This window comes from Halomonas sp. hl-4, assembly GCF_900215475.1.
Classification (GTDB): Bacteria; Pseudomonadota; Gammaproteobacteria; order Pseudomonadales; family Halomonadaceae; genus Vreelandella.
The window spans coordinates 1,038,776-1,054,918 of sequence record NZ_LT907845.1 but is presented as its reverse complement, the minus strand read 5'-3'; the positions used below and the strand labels follow the sequence as shown (position 1 = coordinate 1,054,918).

At 54.8% G+C, this 16,143-nt stretch carries 14 protein-coding genes; 11 read left to right on the top strand and 3 right to left on the bottom strand.

Annotation, left to right across the window (positions count from 1 at the left end; genetic code table 11):
* Positions 1-11 precede the first annotated feature (11 nt).
* The 4 genes from hflK (at position 12) to CPH17_RS05180 (ending at position 4,782) form a co-directional block, all read left to right on the top strand.
* Positions 12-1,265 carry an FtsH protease activity modulator HflK gene (gene hflK, locus CPH17_RS05195; RefSeq protein ID WP_074396787.1) on the top strand — a complete coding sequence of 418 codons (1,254 nt, stop codon included), beginning with the start codon at positions 12-14 and terminating at the stop codon, positions 1,263-1,265.
* Positions 1,266-2,150 (top strand): protease modulator HflC, encoded by an 885-nt coding sequence (gene hflC, locus CPH17_RS05190; RefSeq protein WP_074396786.1) that lies wholly within the window; start codon positions 1,266-1,268, stop codon positions 2,148-2,150.
* Positions 2,151-2,293: 143 nt separating this feature from the next.
* Positions 2,294-3,487, top strand: a complete 1,194-nt coding sequence (locus CPH17_RS05185; RefSeq protein WP_096298452.1) for an ATP phosphoribosyltransferase regulatory subunit — start codon at positions 2,294-2,296, stop codon at positions 3,485-3,487.
* Positions 3,487-4,782, top strand: coding sequence for an adenylosuccinate synthase (locus CPH17_RS05180; RefSeq protein WP_074396784.1), 1,296 nt, complete (start codon positions 3,487-3,489; stop codon positions 4,780-4,782). Before CPH17_RS05185 ends, CPH17_RS05180 begins: the two co-directional genes overlap by 1 nt.
* A gap of 85 nt (positions 4,783-4,867) precedes the next feature.
* Here CPH17_RS05180 and cobO read toward each other — a convergent pair whose 3' ends face one another.
* On the bottom strand, positions 4,868-5,467 hold the full coding sequence (cobO, locus tag CPH17_RS05175) for a cob(I)yrinic acid a,c-diamide adenosyltransferase (RefSeq protein WP_074396783.1): 600 nt from the start codon (positions 5,465-5,467) through the stop codon (positions 4,868-4,870).
* A 202-nt stretch (positions 5,468-5,669) separates the two neighbouring features.
* Here cobO and CPH17_RS05170 point away from each other — a divergent pair, with 202 nt between their 5' ends.
* From CPH17_RS05170 to CPH17_RS05155, 4 genes are all read left to right on the top strand, one after another.
* On the top strand, positions 5,670-6,155 hold the full coding sequence (locus tag CPH17_RS05170; protein ID WP_074396782.1) for a YajQ family cyclic di-GMP-binding protein: 486 nt from the start codon (positions 5,670-5,672) through the stop codon (positions 6,153-6,155).
* Positions 6,156-6,220: 65 nt separating this feature from the next.
* Entirely contained in the window at positions 6,221-8,851 is a 2,631-nt protein-coding gene (pepN, locus tag CPH17_RS05165; protein ID WP_096298450.1) for an aminopeptidase N, read from the top strand.
* Positions 8,852-8,886: 35 nt separating this feature from the next.
* Entirely contained in the window at positions 8,887-9,846 is a 960-nt protein-coding gene (gene yegS / locus CPH17_RS05160; protein WP_074396780.1) for a lipid kinase YegS, read from the top strand.
* Positions 9,847-9,916: 70 nt separating this feature from the next.
* The gene (locus tag CPH17_RS05155) at positions 9,917-10,633 is read left to right on the top strand and encodes a hypothetical protein (RefSeq protein ID WP_074396779.1); all 717 of its coding nucleotides are present in this window, start codon (positions 9,917-9,919) and stop codon (positions 10,631-10,633) included.
* Positions 10,634-10,704: 71 nt separating this feature from the next.
* On the opposite strand, the gene CPH17_RS05150 is transcribed toward CPH17_RS05155, so the two are convergent.
* Positions 10,705-10,908: a cold-shock protein gene (locus CPH17_RS05150; protein WP_027335354.1), complete on the bottom strand. Its 204-nt coding sequence runs from the start codon at positions 10,906-10,908 to the stop codon at positions 10,705-10,707.
* 133 nt (positions 10,909-11,041) lie between these two features.
* On the opposite strand from CPH17_RS05150, the gene CPH17_RS05145 reads away from it, so the two are divergent.
* A complete protein-coding gene (locus CPH17_RS05145; RefSeq protein ID WP_096298448.1) occupies positions 11,042-11,698 on the top strand; it encodes a LysE family translocator in 657 nt (218 codons plus the stop codon).
* A gap of 57 nt (positions 11,699-11,755) precedes the next feature.
* On the opposite strand, the gene CPH17_RS05140 is transcribed toward CPH17_RS05145, so the two are convergent.
* On the bottom strand, positions 11,756-13,690 hold the full coding sequence (locus tag CPH17_RS05140; RefSeq protein WP_096298446.1) for a transglycosylase SLT domain-containing protein: 1,935 nt from the start codon (positions 13,688-13,690) through the stop codon (positions 11,756-11,758).
* A 97-nt stretch (positions 13,691-13,787) separates the two neighbouring features.
* Between CPH17_RS05140 and CPH17_RS05135 the strand changes: the two genes are divergently transcribed.
* Both CPH17_RS05135 and htpG read left to right on the top strand, forming a co-directional pair.
* Positions 13,788-14,135 carry a YkvA family protein gene (locus tag CPH17_RS05135; protein WP_096298444.1) on the top strand — a complete coding sequence of 116 codons (348 nt, stop codon included), beginning with the start codon at positions 13,788-13,790 and terminating at the stop codon, positions 14,133-14,135.
* 99 nt (positions 14,136-14,234) lie between these two features.
* The gene (gene htpG / locus CPH17_RS05130) at positions 14,235-16,139 is read left to right on the top strand and encodes a molecular chaperone HtpG (protein ID WP_096298442.1); all 1,905 of its coding nucleotides are present in this window, start codon (positions 14,235-14,237) and stop codon (positions 16,137-16,139) included.
* Positions 16,140-16,143: the final 4 nt, after the last annotated feature.

Here is a 16,143-nt window from a genome sequence, read left to right as displayed (position 1 = left end):
GGAGACGAAGTATGGCCTGGAATGAGCCTGGTGGTGGCAACCAGCATGACCCCTGGAGTGGTGGTGGCCGACGTGGTGGCAGCGACGGCGGTGGAAACCGTGGTGGCAATAACGACGACAATAACGGTAACAAAGGAGGCAATAACCAAGGCCCTCCAGACCTCGATGAAGCGCTGAAAAAGTTTCAGGAAAAACTTAGCGGCGTATTTGGCGGTGGCAAAAAATCAGGTGGTGGTAAGAAAGGTGGCGGAGGCGGTAAGCCCCGTAATGTCCTGGCACTCCCAGCCTTATTGACTATCGTCGCGTTGGCTATTTGGGCCGCGATGGGCTTTTACTTGGTGGACCAATCCGAGCGTGGTGTCGTATTACGCTTTGGCGAATATCAAGACATTGTGAATCCAGGCCTGCAGTGGCATCCGCCTTTAATCGATGAAGTGCGGATGGTAAACGTCACGCGCGTTCGCTCGCTGACGCAAACGCAATCGATGCTAACCCGCGACGAAAACATCGTCGAAGTGGAAATTTCTGCTCAGTATCGAGTTGCCAGCCCGCGTGATTTCGTACTTAACGTTCGCGACCCGGAATTGTCGATTGATAACGCGCTCGATTCGGCGCTGCGTCATGTGGTGGGGGGTACCGACATGATCGATATCCTGACCTCGGGCCGTGAGATTTTGGGTAGCTCGGTGACTAGCCGCCTGCAGTCCTATCTGGATAACTACGGCGCCGGTATTCAGCTGCAAACGATCAACATCGAATCGACAACGGCTCCTGAGCCCGTTATTGATGCCTTTGATGACGTTATTCGTGCTCGTGAAGATCGCCAGCGCACGATTAACCAAGGCATGGCATACGCTAACGCGATTATTCCTGAAGCCCAGGGTCAGGCGCAGCGTGTGGTCGAGCAAGGTCAAGGTTACCGTGAGTCGGTAGTGGCTGAAGCCCAGGGTCAGGCAAACCGCTTTAATTCGCTGCTTGCCGAGTACGAGAATTCGCCCGATATTATGCGTGAGCGGATGTACATCGATGCCATTGAAGATGTGTTTGGCGAAACGCCCAAGGTGCTGCTGGATGTGAGTGACAACGCGCCGATGATGTATTTACCCCTTGAGCAGTTAAACCGTGGTCAGGGCAGCTCCGGCCGTTCGTCGGAAGGCAGCAGCAGTGATGGTGTTGACCCTCAAGTGTTGGAGCGTCTGCGTAACACCAGTTCAGGCAGTAGTTCCTCATCAAGTAGTAGCTCCATCCGCAGGGAGGGCCGGTAAATGATTAATAATCGATCCCTGCTAGTCGTTGGCGGCATCGCCGCCGTCGCGTGGCTTGCCAGCAATACGCTGTACGTCGTCGACGAAACCGAGCGTGCGGTTAAACTTCGCTTCGGTGAAGTTGTCGAGGAAAATATCCAGCCAGGCCTGCACGCTAAAATACCGATTGCGCAGACTGTGCGTACCTTCGATACACGCCTGCTGACGCTGGATACCGATACCAGCCGTTATCTGACCCTTGAGCAGAAAGCGGTAATTGTCGATTCCTATGTGAAATGGCAAGTCATCAACCCGACGCGCTACTACGAAGCGACATCGGGTGATGAAATGATGGCGACTCGTCTGATTCAGCCCCGCGTTGACGAAAGTCTGCGTAATGAGTTTGGTCGGCTGAATCTTCAGCAAATCATCGCAGAGCAGCGTGATGACTTGATGGACGGTCCCACCGAAGAATTGGATGACTTGATGCGCGATGAGCTTGGCGTCGCGATTCGCGATATTCGTATCAAGCGCATTGACTTACCCGAAGATGTCTCGGCAGCCGTATTTGAGCGGATGCGCTCAGAGCGTGAGCGTGAAGCCCGCGAATGGCGTGCTCAGGGTCAAGAAGAGGCCGAGCGTATTCGTGCTAATGCGGACCGCCGCCGCCAGGTTCTGCTTGCGCAGGCCAATGAGCGTTCAGAAACACTGCGTGGTGAGGGTGACGCCGAAGCGGCTGGTATCTTCTCGGAAGCATACAGTCAGGATCAAGAGTTCTTCACCTTCTGGCGTAGCCTGAATGCCTATCGTGAGAGCTTCTCGGGTGATGACAACTTGTTGGTGCTAGAGCCAGATAGCGACTTCTTCCGCTACTTGCGCAGTGCCATGCCCGACGAAGACGGATAGTCGTTTAACGCTGGCCCCGTCGCTATCGGCGGGGTTCAACCCGTCACAAAACGTGATAGACTTTATTAACCGGGCGTCGCCCGGTTTTTTTGTGGCCCTACGTCATTGGGCCTTCATTATTGTCGTCTCGCAGGATTGTTCACATGACCATCGCTGACCGCTGGCTATTGCCCGACGGCATGGACGAAGTGCTGCCGCCTCAGGCAAGCCGTATGGAAGAGCTACGCCGCACGTTGCTGGATCTATACCACTGCTGGGGCTATGACCAAGTCATGCCGCCCCCGGTAGAGTTTCTGGATTCTCTGCTTACCGGAACGGGAACCGATCTTGACCTCCAAACCTTCAAGTTGACCGATCAATTGACGGGGCGGATGATGGGCGCATCAGCGGATGTTACGCCGCAGGTAGCACGGATGGATGCCCATTCGCTCAAGCGCAAGGGGCCGGTGAGACTGTGCTATTGCACCAACGTCCTGCGCGCTAAAGCCGACCAGCACCAGGGTGGAAGAAGCCCGGTCCAGGTGGGTGTTGAGCTGTTTGGTCATGCCGGTTTGGATGCCGATAAAGAGATTATCCATCTGGCATTGTCGAGCCTGCAGGCAGCGGGTGCGAAAGAAATCCATTTGGCGCTAGGGCATATCGGCATTTACCGAAGCCTAGTGGAAGCCGCTGACGTAAATGCTGAGCAAGAAGCGTTGTTATTTGACGCCTTGGCGCTTAAGTCTCCGGGGCTATTGGCCGAGCAAGTTAGTGCCAGCGTAAACGATCCCGCGATCGCCGAGATGCTGCTAGCCCTTGGTGATTTGCATGGTGATGCTGAGATTTTGCTTCACGCCCGAGAGCGCTTGGCCGGTGCGCCCGCATCAGTGGTGGCGGCATTGGACCAACTAGACGCCCTCTATCAAGGTGTGTTGGCACAGTTTGATGTATCGCTGTATTTTGATCTGGCAGAGTTGCGCGGCTATCAGTACCACACGGGGATGATGTTCGCGGCGTATGTGCCAGGTTATGGTCATGCGCTGACGAAAGGCGGGCGCTATGATGATACCGGGCGTGCCTTTGGTCGTGCGCGTCCAGCTACCGGCTTTTCGATGGACTTGAAGCAATTGGCTTCTCTGGACATTGCTACATCGGAAAGAGGTGCCATTTGGGCGCCCGCAGAGCAGGCCGCGTCGCTTGATGCTGCCATCGTCGCACTGCGTGCGCAGGGCGAGCGGGTAATTCAGGCGCTGCCAGGGCAGCGCACGGGACCGGCGGAACACGATTGTGACCGCCGTCTTGAGTTTATCGACGGTCGTTGGCAGCCAACGGCCCTGACACAAGAGACGAGTGCATAATGGGTAAGAATGTCGTAGTCCTGGGAACCCAGTGGGGCGATGAAGGCAAGGGCAAAATTGTTGACTTGCTGACCGAATCAGCAGCGGCGGTGGTGCGTTTTCAGGGCGGCCATAACGCCGGTCATACGCTGGTCATTGACGGTGAAAAAACCGTGCTTCACCTCATTCCTTCTGGCGTGTTGCGGCCTGATAAGACCTGTATTATCGGCAATGGCGTCGTGCTTTCACCGGAAGCGCTGATCAAAGAGATTCGTGAGCTTGAGGAAAAGGGCGTGCCGGTGCGAGAACGGCTACGTTTGTCGCCCGCCTGCCCGTTGATTTTGCCGTATCACGTTCGCTTGGACCAAGCGCGTGAAAAAGCTCGCGGAATTGCCAAAATTGGCACGACAGGCCGGGGCATTGGTCCCGCCTATGAAGATAAAGTGGCCCGCCGTGGTTTACGGTTAGGCGATATGCTTCACCGCGAACGCTTCGCCTCTAAGCTGGGCGAAGTGCTCGACTACCACAATTTCGTCCTGGTTAATTACCACGGCGAGCCAGCCGTTGACTTCCAGGAAGTGCTCGACACAGCCATGCAGATGGCAGACGAGCTGCGCCCGATGGTTCGCGACACAGTGAGCATGGTGCATGACCTGCGCAAAGCCGGAGAGAATATCCTCTTTGAGGGGGCCCAAGGCTCTTTGTTGGATATCGACCACGGCACCTACCCGTTCGTGACCAGCTCAAATACCACTGCTGGCGGAACGGCGACGGGTTCCGGTGTCGGGCCTTTATATCTCGATTATGTGTTAGGGATCACCAAAGCTTACACCACTCGTGTAGGCTCAGGCCCGTTTCCCACCGAGCTATTTGACGACCACGGGCGCCATCTGGCGGAAAAAGGCCATGAGTTCGGCGCGACTACCGGCCGCCCGCGCCGTTGTGGCTGGTTCGATGCTGTAGCGCTGCGCCATGCGGTGCAAATTAACTCAGTGTCGGGTATCTGTCTGACCAAGCTTGATGTCCTCGACGGCCTGGAAAACATTCGCGTTTGTGTGGGCTACCGCAGCAAGGACGGCGACGTACTTGATACGCCAGTCGATTCAGAAGGCTACGAAGCCATCGAACCGCTTTATGAGGATTTGCCGGGCTGGAAAGAGTCGACGCTGGGCGTTAAAAAAGTCGAAGACCTGCCTGCCAATGCGCGCGCCTACATTAGTTTCCTGGAAGAACAGGTTGGCACCAGCATCGACATTATTTCCACCGGCCCTGACCGTGTTGAAACTATTGTGCTGCGTAATCCGTTCGACGGGTAAGCAAGCAAGGTATCGACAGCACAGGTGTTGCGGTAAGGCGAAAAAAGGGGCGACAGGGTCGCCCCTTTTTATTTTCTAGTAGCGGTTAAAAGTCGATGCCCCGACGCGCTTGAATGCCGTTGTTAAAGGCATGGCGTACCTCCTGCATCTCGGTCACCGTGTCCGCCATGGCGACAAGTTCACGGTGAGCGTTGCGCCCGGTGATAATGACGGTTTGTTCACGCGGCCGATTATCCAGTGCTTGCTTGACCGTGGCGATATCCAGATAGCCAAACTTAAGCATGTAAGTGATCTCATCGAGCACCACTAGGTAGGTGTCTGGGTCGGCGAGCATTTTCTCTGCGTCTTGCCAAACGGCGTGGCATGCCTCGGTGTCTGCTTCACGGTTTTGTGTCTCCCAAGTGAAACCGGTGGCCATGATAGCAACGCTTAGGTTGGGGTCTTCCTCCAAGCGGTTGCGTTCGCCGCATTCCCACAATCCTTTGATAAATTGTACAACGCCAACTTTGTAGCCATAGCCAAGGGCGCGGGTCACGGTGCCCCAGGCAGCGGTCGTTTTACCCTTGCCATTGCCGGTGTTAATTAGCAGTAAGCCGCGCTGCTCGGTAGCCTCTGCAACTTTCTCATCGACACGCGCCTTGAGTTTTTCCATCGAAGCTTTGTGGCGTGTATTGCGGTCAGTCATGCGATTTCCTCGGTGTCGAATATGGCGTTCCAGTTCGCCAGCCTAAGCGATTCAATTGCGCTTTAACATCAAGGCGCAGTCTCGTTTATTTAACGATAAGTTGGTGTTGATTCGATATTTTGGCTATTTCAGCGAACAGAATTGGCCGGTAGGGGGCTGGCTGCTCTAGAATAGTGGGTCATGTCTTGTCAGGAATTTGCCTATGCCTTCATTTGATATTGTGTCCGAGTTTGATCAGCACGAAGCGTCGAACGCCGTCGACCAAGCCAACCGCGAAGTCCAATCACGCTTTGATTTCAAAGGGGTAGATGCGTCTTTCACGCTTGAGAAAGACACTGTCCAACTCGAAGCCGAGGTCGATTTTCAACTCAAACAGATGCTGGATGTGCTGCGTAACCGCTTAATTGCTCGAGGTATTGATGCACGCTGCATGGATGCCCAAGAGCCCGTTCTATCCGGTGTTAAAGCCCGTCAGGAAGTGGCGCTCAAGCAAGGGTTGGATCAAAGCGAGGCGAAGGACGTCGTGAAGCGTATCAAGGCCAGTAAGCTAAAAGTTCAAGCGCAAATTCAAGGCGAGAAAGTGCGTGTCACGGGTAAAAAGCGTGATGACTTACAAAGCGTTATGGCGTTATTGCGCAGTGAAGAAGGGCCCGACCTGCCCCTGCAATTTGACAATTTCCGCGATTGACCCGACGCCTTAACCGCCTCTTTGCGCCGACAATAACAGCACCGACCATAAAGGAGTTTCGCATCATGTCTGATCCGCAGCCGGTTTATTTAAGCGATTACCAGCCCCCCGCCTACCGGGTGACCCATACCGAGCTGACGTTTGATCTTGACCCCGCCGCAACTCGAGTTAAAGCACGATTACAGATTGAGCGCCAGGCTAGTGTCGATGCTGCCACGCCACTCCAACTGGATGGCGAGCAGCTTACCCTTCAGGCGTTGTCGATTGACGGTACCCCGTTGGCCAGTAGCGATTATCAGTTAACCGAAGCGGGGCTGCGGATTGATCGGGTGCCAGCGCGCTTCACGCTGGAAAGCGATGTGGAACTCTCGCCTAAGGACAATACCGCTTTGGAAGGCCTCTATCAGTCCAATGGCATGTTTTGCACCCAGTGCGAAGCCGAGGGGTTTCGTCGCATCACCTTTTATCCTGATCGCCCGGATGTGATGTCGACCTTTAAAGTGACCGTTATCGGCGATCGCCAGCGCGAACCCATTCTGCTTGCCAACGGCAACCCGGTTGAACAAGGCGATCTCCAAGATGGCCGCCACTTTGCAACCTGGGAAGATCCTCATCCCAAACCCTGTTACCTGTTTGCTTTGGTCGCCGGGGATTTACAGAAGGTAGAAGATCGCTTCACCACCCAGTCCGGTCGCGAAGTGACCCTTCAGCTTTGGGTGGAAGAAGAGAATCTAGCCAAAACCGACCATGCCATGGGCTCGCTCAAGCGAGCCATGGCATGGGATGAGCAGGCTTACGGGCGCGAATATGACCTGGATCTGTTCATGATCGTGGCGGTTAACGACTTCAATATGGGGGCGATGGAAAATAAAGGCCTCAATATTTTTAACTCGGCGGCCGTTTTGGCCCATCCCGATACCGCTACCGACGCGGCCTTTCAGACCGTCGAAGGCATCGTTGCCCACGAGTATTTCCATAACTGGTCGGGCAACCGCGTGACTTGCCGCGACTGGTTTCAGCTCTCTTTGAAAGAGGGTTTTACGGTGTTTCGTGATCAATGTTTTTCCGCCGAGACCAACTCCGCGCCGGTGAAGCGAATTCAAGATGTGTCGTTTTTCCGTACGGCACAGTTTGCCGAGGATGCAGGCCCGACGGCCCACCCGGTTCGTCCCGATCATTACATTGAAATCACTAATTTCTATACCCTGACGATTTATGAAAAGGGCGCTGAAATCGTCCGGATGTTGTGCAACCTGGTCGGCTGGGAAGCTTTCCGGCAGGGAGCTGATCGTTACTTCGAACGCTTTGACGGGCAAGCCGTCACCATTGAAGATTTTGTCAGTTGCATGGAGAAGGCCTCGGGGCTTGATCTCAGTCAGTTTATGCGTTGGTACTCCCAGGCGGGTACGCCGGAGATTGATGCTCACGGTGAGTATGATTACACCCACGGTGAATACCATTTGACGCTACGCCAACGAACTCCCGCGACACCTGGCCAAGTGGACAAATCGCCGTTGCACATTCCCGTTGCCATGGGCTTGGTGGGCACTAAGTCTGGCCAAGAGTTGACGCTCTCTTTGGAGGGAGAAAAGCTCGGTAAAGAGACGGTAATACATCTCCGCGATGACGAGCAGACCTTCGTGTTTACCGATGTTGCAGAAGCGCCGGTGCCTTCGCTACTGCGTAACTTCTCCGCGCCAGTGAAGTTGCATTTCCCGTATTCGCGTGAAGACCTTGCTTTTCTGTTGACCCATGATAGCGACGGATTTAATCGCTGGGATGCCGGGCAGCGGCTGGCCATGCTGGCACTTGACGATTTGATTGCCGCGCATCGTAACGGTGTGGAAAAGGTGATGGACAGCCGGGTTATTGAGGCCTTTCGCTCATTATTAGCCAATGCACCGGCGGACAAGGCGGTACTTGCTGAAATGCTCACGCTACCTTCTGAGGCATACATCGCTGAGCAGCAGCCGATTGTCGACGTTGATGCTATTCATGCGGCGCGAGAATTCGTCCGGCAATCACTGGCGATGGCGCTGCGCGATGAATTCATGGCCACCTTTGAGGCCAATATTTCGAGTGAACCTTATGCCCCTACGCCTGAGCAAATTGCCCAGCGTAGCCTGAAGAACGTAGCGCTCAGCTACCTAATGTCGATTGAAGACGAGCAGGGCGTGGCGCTATGCGAGGGTCAGTTTGCGGCAAACCACAACATGACCGATGTGCGCCACGCCTTGACGCTGCTGGTTCACAGCGATCGCGACGATCTCTCGTCGCCGGCGCTCAAAACCTTCGGTGAAAAGTGGGCTCACGACCCATTAGTGATGGACCAATGGTTTACCATTCAGGTTTCGCGTCCTCAGTCGGATGTACTCGACCGGGTGAAGTACTTGATGGCGCACCCTGCCTTCTCGCTGAAAAACCCCAACCGCGTGCGGGCCCTAATTGGTGCCTTTGCCCAAAACCGGGTGAATTTCCACCGTTTGGATGGACAAGGGTATGCGCTGTTGGCCGATGTGGTGATTGAGCTGAACCGCCTGAACCCTGAAATAGCGTCGCGTTTGATCACCCCGTTGACTCGTTGGCAGCGATTCGATGAAACACGACAGGGCTTGATGCGGTCACAGCTTGAACGCATCCAACGTGAACCCCTCTCGAGTAATGTGTACGAGGTGGTGGAAAAGGCGCTGGCATGACGAACCCGATGGAGAGATAACGAAAGGAAATCTCAGTGACAACAACACAGCAGCGTTTTTTACTCATTGTTAATGGTAAATCTGCCGGTAATACGGCGCTACGTGAAGCAGTGGCTGAGCAGCGAAAGGCAGGGATGCCGATCAGTGTTCGGGTAACATGGGAAGCAGGTGACGCAGCACATTTCGCCGAAGTGGCAGTCGACATGGGGATGACCCATGTCGTTGCCTGCGGCGGGGATGGTACCGTCAATGAGGTAATAAACGGGCTGATGCGCCTAGATAAGGCGCAACGGCCCGTGTTGGGTGTTGTGCCTCTGGGTAGTGCAAATGACTTTGCCACCTCGGTCGGCTTGCCGTTGGAGCCGAAAGAAGCACTCTCAGCGGCGTGGTCGCTGTCCGATTACCCTATTGATGTCGTCAAGCTGTGTGCCGAGGGCGACACTACGTCGGAGACTAGCTATTACGTCAATATGATGACCGGTGGCTTTGGCGCTGAAATTACCTCGTCGACCCCTAAAATGCTCAAGCGCATGCTAGGTGGGGGGGCCTATTCCTTAATGGGAGCCGTCAAGGCATGGCGGCATCGTTGCTATCGTGGCACGCTACACTGGCGCGACCAAGAAGAATCGGCATCGCTGCTATTGCTGGCGATTGGCAACGGCCGACAGTCAGGGGGAGGTCAGGTATTAGCCCCAAAGGCTAAATTAGATGATGGACTGCTGGATGTTCTTGTGGTGAAAGACTTCCTCACCGCGACGGCGTTGCCCGATTTAGTCAGCGAACTGCAGGATTTTCCGAGGGAGGGACGCTTTGTACGCTATTTGTCGGTAAATGAGTTGAGCGTCTCGACGTTACCCGAAGATCCGCCCTGGCCGCTCACGCTCGACGGTGAAGCGCGCCACTATAGACGCTTTCGCGCCGAAGTCGTGCCGTTGGCGGTACGGGTGATACTGCCCGATAATTGTCCGCTACTGACGTCGGTCGTAGAGGTCTGAAACCGATAATCCCTATCATTGACCGATTGTATAGAGGCGATGAGGAGTACACATTGAGGAGAAAAGATTAATGGCTAACCGCGTTTGGCTACCCGTGCTAGCAGCTATCATGCTGGTGATCAGTGGCTGTGGCGATAGCGATGAAACGTCGAACGGCAACCAGGAGGAGTCCGCTTCGTCCACAAATGACGTAGAGTCAGAGGCCACTAATGCTGAAGCCGCTAGTGAAGAGGAAGACGAAGCGGCGGCTTCCGATACCGACGGCAGTGCAGAAGATAGTGACGCAGTTGAATCGCGCCAAGCGGAAGAGGAATTGGAGAGAGCAGAGGCTTTAGAAGGTGAGCAGGCCGAGGAAGAAGCCGCCACGACACAAACCGAAGACGTTGAAGCCGATGAAGATACTTTGGCCGCTGATCCTGAAGAGGTGTTAGACGAAGGTGGTGCAATGCCGGGCGAGGCGACCCGCTCTGATGTTGACGATATGATTGCCGAAACCGAACGCCGCTTTGAAGAGGCTCAGCAGCGCCTTGAAGAGCAGTTTCAAGAAGTAGAGCAGCAAGAGCCGGTAGCTGGAGAGGCACTCAGTGAAGAAGAAGCGGACGAGCGCTGGGAATTTGAAAGTAGCCTGCCTGAATCGGCGCGTAATGAAGAGGAAACCAGTAGCAGCGACGTTGAGGAGCTGATTGAAGATACCGAGCGTCGTTTTGAAGAGGCCGAGGAGCGCCTGAATGACCAATTCGAATCAATTGAACAGGAGCGTCCTGAAAGCCTTGATCAGGAGGAGTAAGTCATCTGAAAAGAGAGCGCGAAGGGAACAAAAAAGGCCCGCATCAATGCGGGCCTTATGCATTAGCGCTATTAGGCTAAGCGAATGTTGGAAGCCTGAAGGCCTTTTTTACCCTGTGTCACCTCAAAGCTGACTTTTTGACCATCTTGCAGGCTCTTAAAACCTTCAGCTTGAATTTCGGAGAAGTGGGCAAACAAATCGTCACCGCCATCATCAGGAGAGATGAAGCCGTAACCTTTGGTATCGTTGAACCACTTGACAGTGCCAGTTGCCATTATCCATTTCCTTAACGAGCTTAATAATCAAACGGGACGCTATTGCGTGCCCGCAAAAATCACTTTAGATGTAAAAAAAGCTGTCGTCCAGTATCAATATGACGAATCATTTCCACTGTATGAGTGCGTTGTTATGACTCCTTTTAGTCTTATTGACGGGCAGTTCGTGCCGTTTGTGATTGCCATTACCTTGCTGTCGATTACCCCGGGCGTTGATACGCTGTTGGTAATACGCAACACAGCTCGGGGTGGCTTTCGTGACGGGGTGGCTACCAGTATGGCCATCTGCAGCGGGCTGTTTGTGCATGCCACCATCTCGGCAATGGGGATTTCGCTGATTTTGCTGCAATCGGCCTGGGCGTTTCATGCATTGAAGTTGGTTGGGGCGGGTTATTTGATTTGGCTGGGGATTGGCAGCTTACTGGCCGCTAGGCGTGGTCAAACACTGCCGGTGAAAGGGATGATGACCAAGAGCGACGCTGTGCCGCTTTGGCAACCGCTTAAAGAGGGGTTTCTGTCTAATGTACTTAACCCCAAAACAGTGGTGTTTTATATGGCGTTTTTGCCGCAGTTCATTGCCCCAAGCGACCCCGCGTTGGTCAAATCGTTATGGTTGGCGGGCGTACATTTCGTAATTGCCAACCTCTGGCAAATAAGCGTAGTGCTAATGGTTGGCAGCGCCGGGAAATGGCTGGCCAGCGCGCGGTTTGCTCAGACGCTAAATGCCATGACCGGCGCTGTATTAGTGGTACTGGGAATTCGGCTGGCGCTCTCGCAGCGGCCAGTCTAGTGCGTACATAGTGGCTAAGGGCACCGAATAAATCTTCAAAATAGAGTGCTGTATGTATCAATCTCGCAGCACCAACGCACGGTTGTAACGCACCTGCTTTTCGCCATCTCTAAGCAGCGATACGCCATCACTTGAGCCGTTTGCAAGGCTCTCAAAAATGGCGCGATAGCTCAGCACGGCCTGCACGTAGTCCCGCGTTTCACGGTAGGGAATACGCTCAACAAAAAGGTCAAAGGCCTCAATGCTGTAGTCCCCTAGCCAGCGATCCACTCGCCCAGGGCCTGCGTTGTAGGCGGCGGTAGCGGCTAATCGGTTGCCCTGGTAGCGCTGCAATTTGTCGCGCAAATAAGTGCTGCCTAAGCGAATATTAAGCTCTGGATCTAGCACGCCATAGGCGCCAGGGTCTTCAAGCCCAATTTGGCGGCTTACCTGGGAGGCAGTGCCCGGCATCAGTTGCATTAGCCCACGGGCACCGGCAGGAGACAAAGCATTGGGGTTATAGGCACTTTCACGACGGGTAATGGCCATTAGTAAATAGGGGTCAACCCCGCTGAGACGTCCCCAGTGGATGAATTCGTCATGATAGGCCTGGGGGAAGCGCCACTCCAGCGCGTCCCATAAGCCTGCTGCAATAGTGGTTTGAACCAGTCGAGCATGCCAGCCTTGTTCGGCGGCAAAATCGGCTAACGCCCGGGCTTCTTCAGTGGACGCCTGCTGAACGACATGCAGCCATTCGCTATTAGCCAATCCATCTTCGCCAATGCGCATTAATGCTTGAGTGCGCTGCACCGCAGGCTGTTGTGCGACACGTTCCCGTGACGCGTCATCAAAATAGAAGCGTTCGTTATTCAGAGCCAGCGGCTGCCCCAAGCGCTCTGCAGCGGCAAAACCGTAAAAGCTACGCTGTGAAGCGGCTTGCTGGAAATGGCTTTCTGCAGCGGCCTGATCGCCTAGCTGTTCGCTGGCGCGGGCGAGCCAATATTGCCATCGTGCATCCTTTTGCTGCTCGGCAGGCATTTGGGTGATCCAGTGGCGCACCCCTTCCCACTGCTGTGCCTGGAGGGCGCGGCGAACCCGGAGTCCAAAGGCGCGCTCGCTTTCCAGGTGTGGCAAAACGCTATCGACCCACGCCATTGAGTTGGGCACCTCATGCACCAGCGCATAATACGCCAGTTCTTCTTCGATAAGACGCTGATCGCTAGGTAGGAGGCTTAATCGCTCAGCCAGAGAGCGCCATACGGCGAGGGCCTGGGAGGTGTCCTCATGGATGAGACGCTGCATAGCCGCTTGGTAAAAGGTGGCTGTAGCGGCGCATTCTGGCCCTAAGCAGGTGGGGGCTTCACGCAGTTTCTGTGGATCGCTATCTATTGTTTCATAAGTATCAATGGCGGTTTGCCAAGCACCGCTTAGCTGCTTGCTCAGATAGTCAGCCAGACGGCTGTTACCCGCCTGCCAGGCGAGCATCTGGCGTTCCCAGATCGCTTCGTCATCGATAGTGCCGTTAGCCCTCAAGCGTTTAAACAATGGATCACAGGCGTTGGGCTGGGATTGACCCGTGTGCCACAGGCGTAAGCCAGCTTCCGCTGTTTGTTGAGGAGCGCTATCAAGATGTGCCGTGTGGTAGTGACATTGCCGGGCGGCCCCGGTGGGCTCGCCATTGCTCACCGCACGCACATCGCTGTATTGCTTGGCTTCCCCGTATTGGTCGATAGCCTGACCTCGCATCCAGTCGCTGAGTGGTGAATCGCTGTGCGTGTCGATGTAGCGATTGACCGTCTCCGGCGGTAGCTCGGGTAGCTGGTCGCGTAGCCGATGATAGGTGACATAGCCGCTTAACGGATGATCCTCAATGGCGGACATGTTAATGCGATCCCATTGTTTGTCACGTGCGGCCTCAAGTGCGTCGCGTAACGCACTGTCGCTAGCAGCCCAAGATATCGTCGGCAAGCAGGCGATAAAAGCGATTGATAATACGCGTGCGGTGCGGGGCATGATGCATCCTCGATAAGGCGTTCGGTCACCTGGGTATAATGAACTATCCTAACGCGAAAGGTTCTGACAACCGAACGCCTGAGAGGATTCAATACTAATGGCTCCATTATCCACGTGGTGGTTGATGCGTCGACTTAAATCCCGTGCCTGGGCAATCAAACGCATTGTGCGTGCCCTGAAATTGTTTCTGCCCATGACCCGCGATGTTATCAAGGGGCATTTTCGCCCGGTGCCTTGGGCCGCTTTTGGGTTGATGGCGGCAGCGCTTTTTTATCTGGTACTGCCGTTTGATTTGATTCCCGATTTTCTGGTCTTGATTGGCGTGGTTGACGACGTTGTGATCGTCGGTTGGTTGCTTAACCGTATTGACCAGCGGCTCGCCGGCTATCGTGCCTGGAAATACCCCGAGGGTGAGTCCGCGCCTTCATCGCCTCCTACCGCTTGAAAAATCATCCCTCAGCCCCATATCTCGTTCACACCTGATTTTATGCCTTGTCGCTCTGGCAAGGCGCTTTACGCAACGAGATCAACGAGGGCTGAGCGCATGTCCAATACGAACCACGAAGAAACTCTTGGCTTTCAAACGGAAGTTAAGCAGCTGTTGAATCTTATGATTCACTCGCTGTATTCCAACCGTGAAATTTTCCTGCGCGAATTGATATCCAATGCCGCGGATGCCTGCGACAAGCTGCGCTATGCAGCCTTGGATAACGATGGCCTTTATGAAGGCGATAGCGAACTGCGGGTCGAAATCGAACACGATGCCGAAGCTGGAACGGTGACGCTGCGCGACAACGGAATTGGCATGAACCGTGACGATGTCATTTCCAATCTGGGGACTATCGCACGCAGTGGGACCTCTGAGTTCCTCAAACAGCTATCCGGTGAGCAGCAAAAAGACGCCAAGTTGATCGGTCAGTTCGGGGTGGGGTTCTACTCTAGCTTTATCGTCGCCGACGACGTCACAGTGCGCACGCGCAAAGCAGGCGATGAGACCAGCGCCGGTGTTGAATGGCGCTCCAAAGGTGAGGGCGAGTTTACCGTCGCCGATATCGAGCTTGAGCAGCATGGCACCGAGATTACGCTTCACCTGAAAGACGACGCCAAGGAATTTGCTGACGATTTCCGTTTGCAAAACCTGGTGCGCAAGTACTCGGATCATATCGAAGTGCCGGTGCGTATGCCCAAGACCGAAACGGCTAAGGATGATGACGGCAATCCCGTCGAAGGCAGCGAAGTCACCACCTGGGAGACCGTTAACGAAGCTACGGCGCTGTGGGTACGCCCCAAGAGCGATATTTCGGATGACGAATACAAGGCGTTCTACAAGCACGTCGCCCACGACTTCAGTGACCCGCTGACCTGGAGCCACAACAAGGTGGAAGGCAAGCTGGAATATACCAGCCTGCTGTACGTGCCTGGTCGCGCGCCCTTCGATATGTTCGACCGCGACGGCGCCCGTGGGGTGAAGCTTTACGTCCAGCGCGTCTTCATCATGGACGACGCCGAGCAGTTCCTGCCGCTTTACCTGCGCTTCATCAAAGGGGTGCTGGATACCCGCGACCTGTCGCTCAACGTCTCCCGCGAGATTCTGCAGCAGGACCCCAAGGTCGACAAGATCAAAGGCGCATTGACCAAGCGCGTGTTGGATATGCTCAAGAAGCTTGCCAAAGACGGCGAGCAGTATCAGACCTTCTGGAACACCTTTGGTAGCGTGCTTAAAGAGGGGCCAGGCGAGGATTTTGCCAACCGTGAGAAAATCGCTGGCCTACTGCGCTTTGCCTCAACGCATACCGACACCGCCGCCCAGGAGCAATCGCTTGCCGACTATGTCGGTCGTATGAAAGAAGGCCAACAGAAAATCTACTACGTGGTGGCCGACAGCTTTAATGCCGCCAAGCACAGCCCGCACTTGGAAATCTTCCGTAAAAAGGGCATCGAGGTGCTGCTACTTTCTGACCGCATCGACGAGTGGTTGATGAGTCACCTGACCGAGTTTGACGGTAAATCGTTCGCGGACGTGGCCAAAGGCGAGCTCGACCTTGGCGATGTGGAAGACGAAGCCGAGAAAAAAGAGCAGGAAGAAACCGCCAAGGCCAAGGAGTCGCTGGTCAAGCGGGTCAAGGAAGCCCTTGGCGAAGGCGTGCAGGACGTAAAAGTCACCCATCGTCTTACCGACTCGCCAGCCTGCGTCGTGCTTCCGGAGCATGAAATGGGTTATCAAATGCGCCGTATCATGGAGGCGGCAGGGCAGCCACTTCCTGAAGTGAAACCGATTCTGGAGCTCAACCCTAGCCATTCGCTGGTGGCGCGGCTGGAAAACGCTGACGATAGCTTATTTGCTGACTTGGCCCACATCCTGCTGGATCAGGCGATTATCGCTGAAGGCGGCCATCTGGATGACCCCGCCGCCTATGTGAAGCGTCTCAACGGCGTATTGGCGGCATAACATA

Bases quoted from the DNA above. Each gene is read 5' to 3' on its own strand.
- hflK (WP_074396787.1), top strand. From the start codon at position 12: ATGGCCTGGAATGAGCCTGGTGGTGGCAACCAGCATGACCCCTGGAGT.
- hflC (WP_074396786.1), top strand. From the start codon at position 1,266: ATGATTAATAATCGATCCCTGCTAGTCGTTGGCGGCATCGCCGCCGTC.
- CPH17_RS05185 (WP_096298452.1), top strand. From the start codon at position 2,294: ATGACCATCGCTGACCGCTGGCTATTGCCCGACGGCATGGACGAAGTG.
- CPH17_RS05180 (WP_074396784.1), top strand. From the start codon at position 3,487: ATGGGTAAGAATGTCGTAGTCCTGGGAACCCAGTGGGGCGATGAAGGC.
- cobO (WP_074396783.1), bottom strand. From the start codon at position 5,467: ATGACTGACCGCAATACACGCCACAAAGCTTCGATGGAAAAACTCAAG.
- CPH17_RS05170 (WP_074396782.1), top strand. From the start codon at position 5,670: ATGCCTTCATTTGATATTGTGTCCGAGTTTGATCAGCACGAAGCGTCG.
- pepN (WP_096298450.1), top strand. From the start codon at position 6,221: ATGTCTGATCCGCAGCCGGTTTATTTAAGCGATTACCAGCCCCCCGCC.
- CPH17_RS05155 (WP_074396779.1), top strand. From the start codon at position 9,917: ATGGCTAACCGCGTTTGGCTACCCGTGCTAGCAGCTATCATGCTGGTG.
- CPH17_RS05150 (WP_027335354.1), bottom strand. From the start codon at position 10,908: ATGGCAACTGGCACTGTCAAGTGGTTCAACGATACCAAAGGTTACGGC.
- CPH17_RS05145 (WP_096298448.1), top strand. From the start codon at position 11,042: ATGACTCCTTTTAGTCTTATTGACGGGCAGTTCGTGCCGTTTGTGATT.
- CPH17_RS05140 (WP_096298446.1), bottom strand. From the start codon at position 13,690: ATGCCCCGCACCGCACGCGTATTATCAATCGCTTTTATCGCCTGCTTG.
- CPH17_RS05135 (WP_096298444.1), top strand. From the start codon at position 13,788: ATGGCTCCATTATCCACGTGGTGGTTGATGCGTCGACTTAAATCCCGT.
- htpG (WP_096298442.1), top strand. From the start codon at position 14,235: ATGTCCAATACGAACCACGAAGAAACTCTTGGCTTTCAAACGGAAGTT.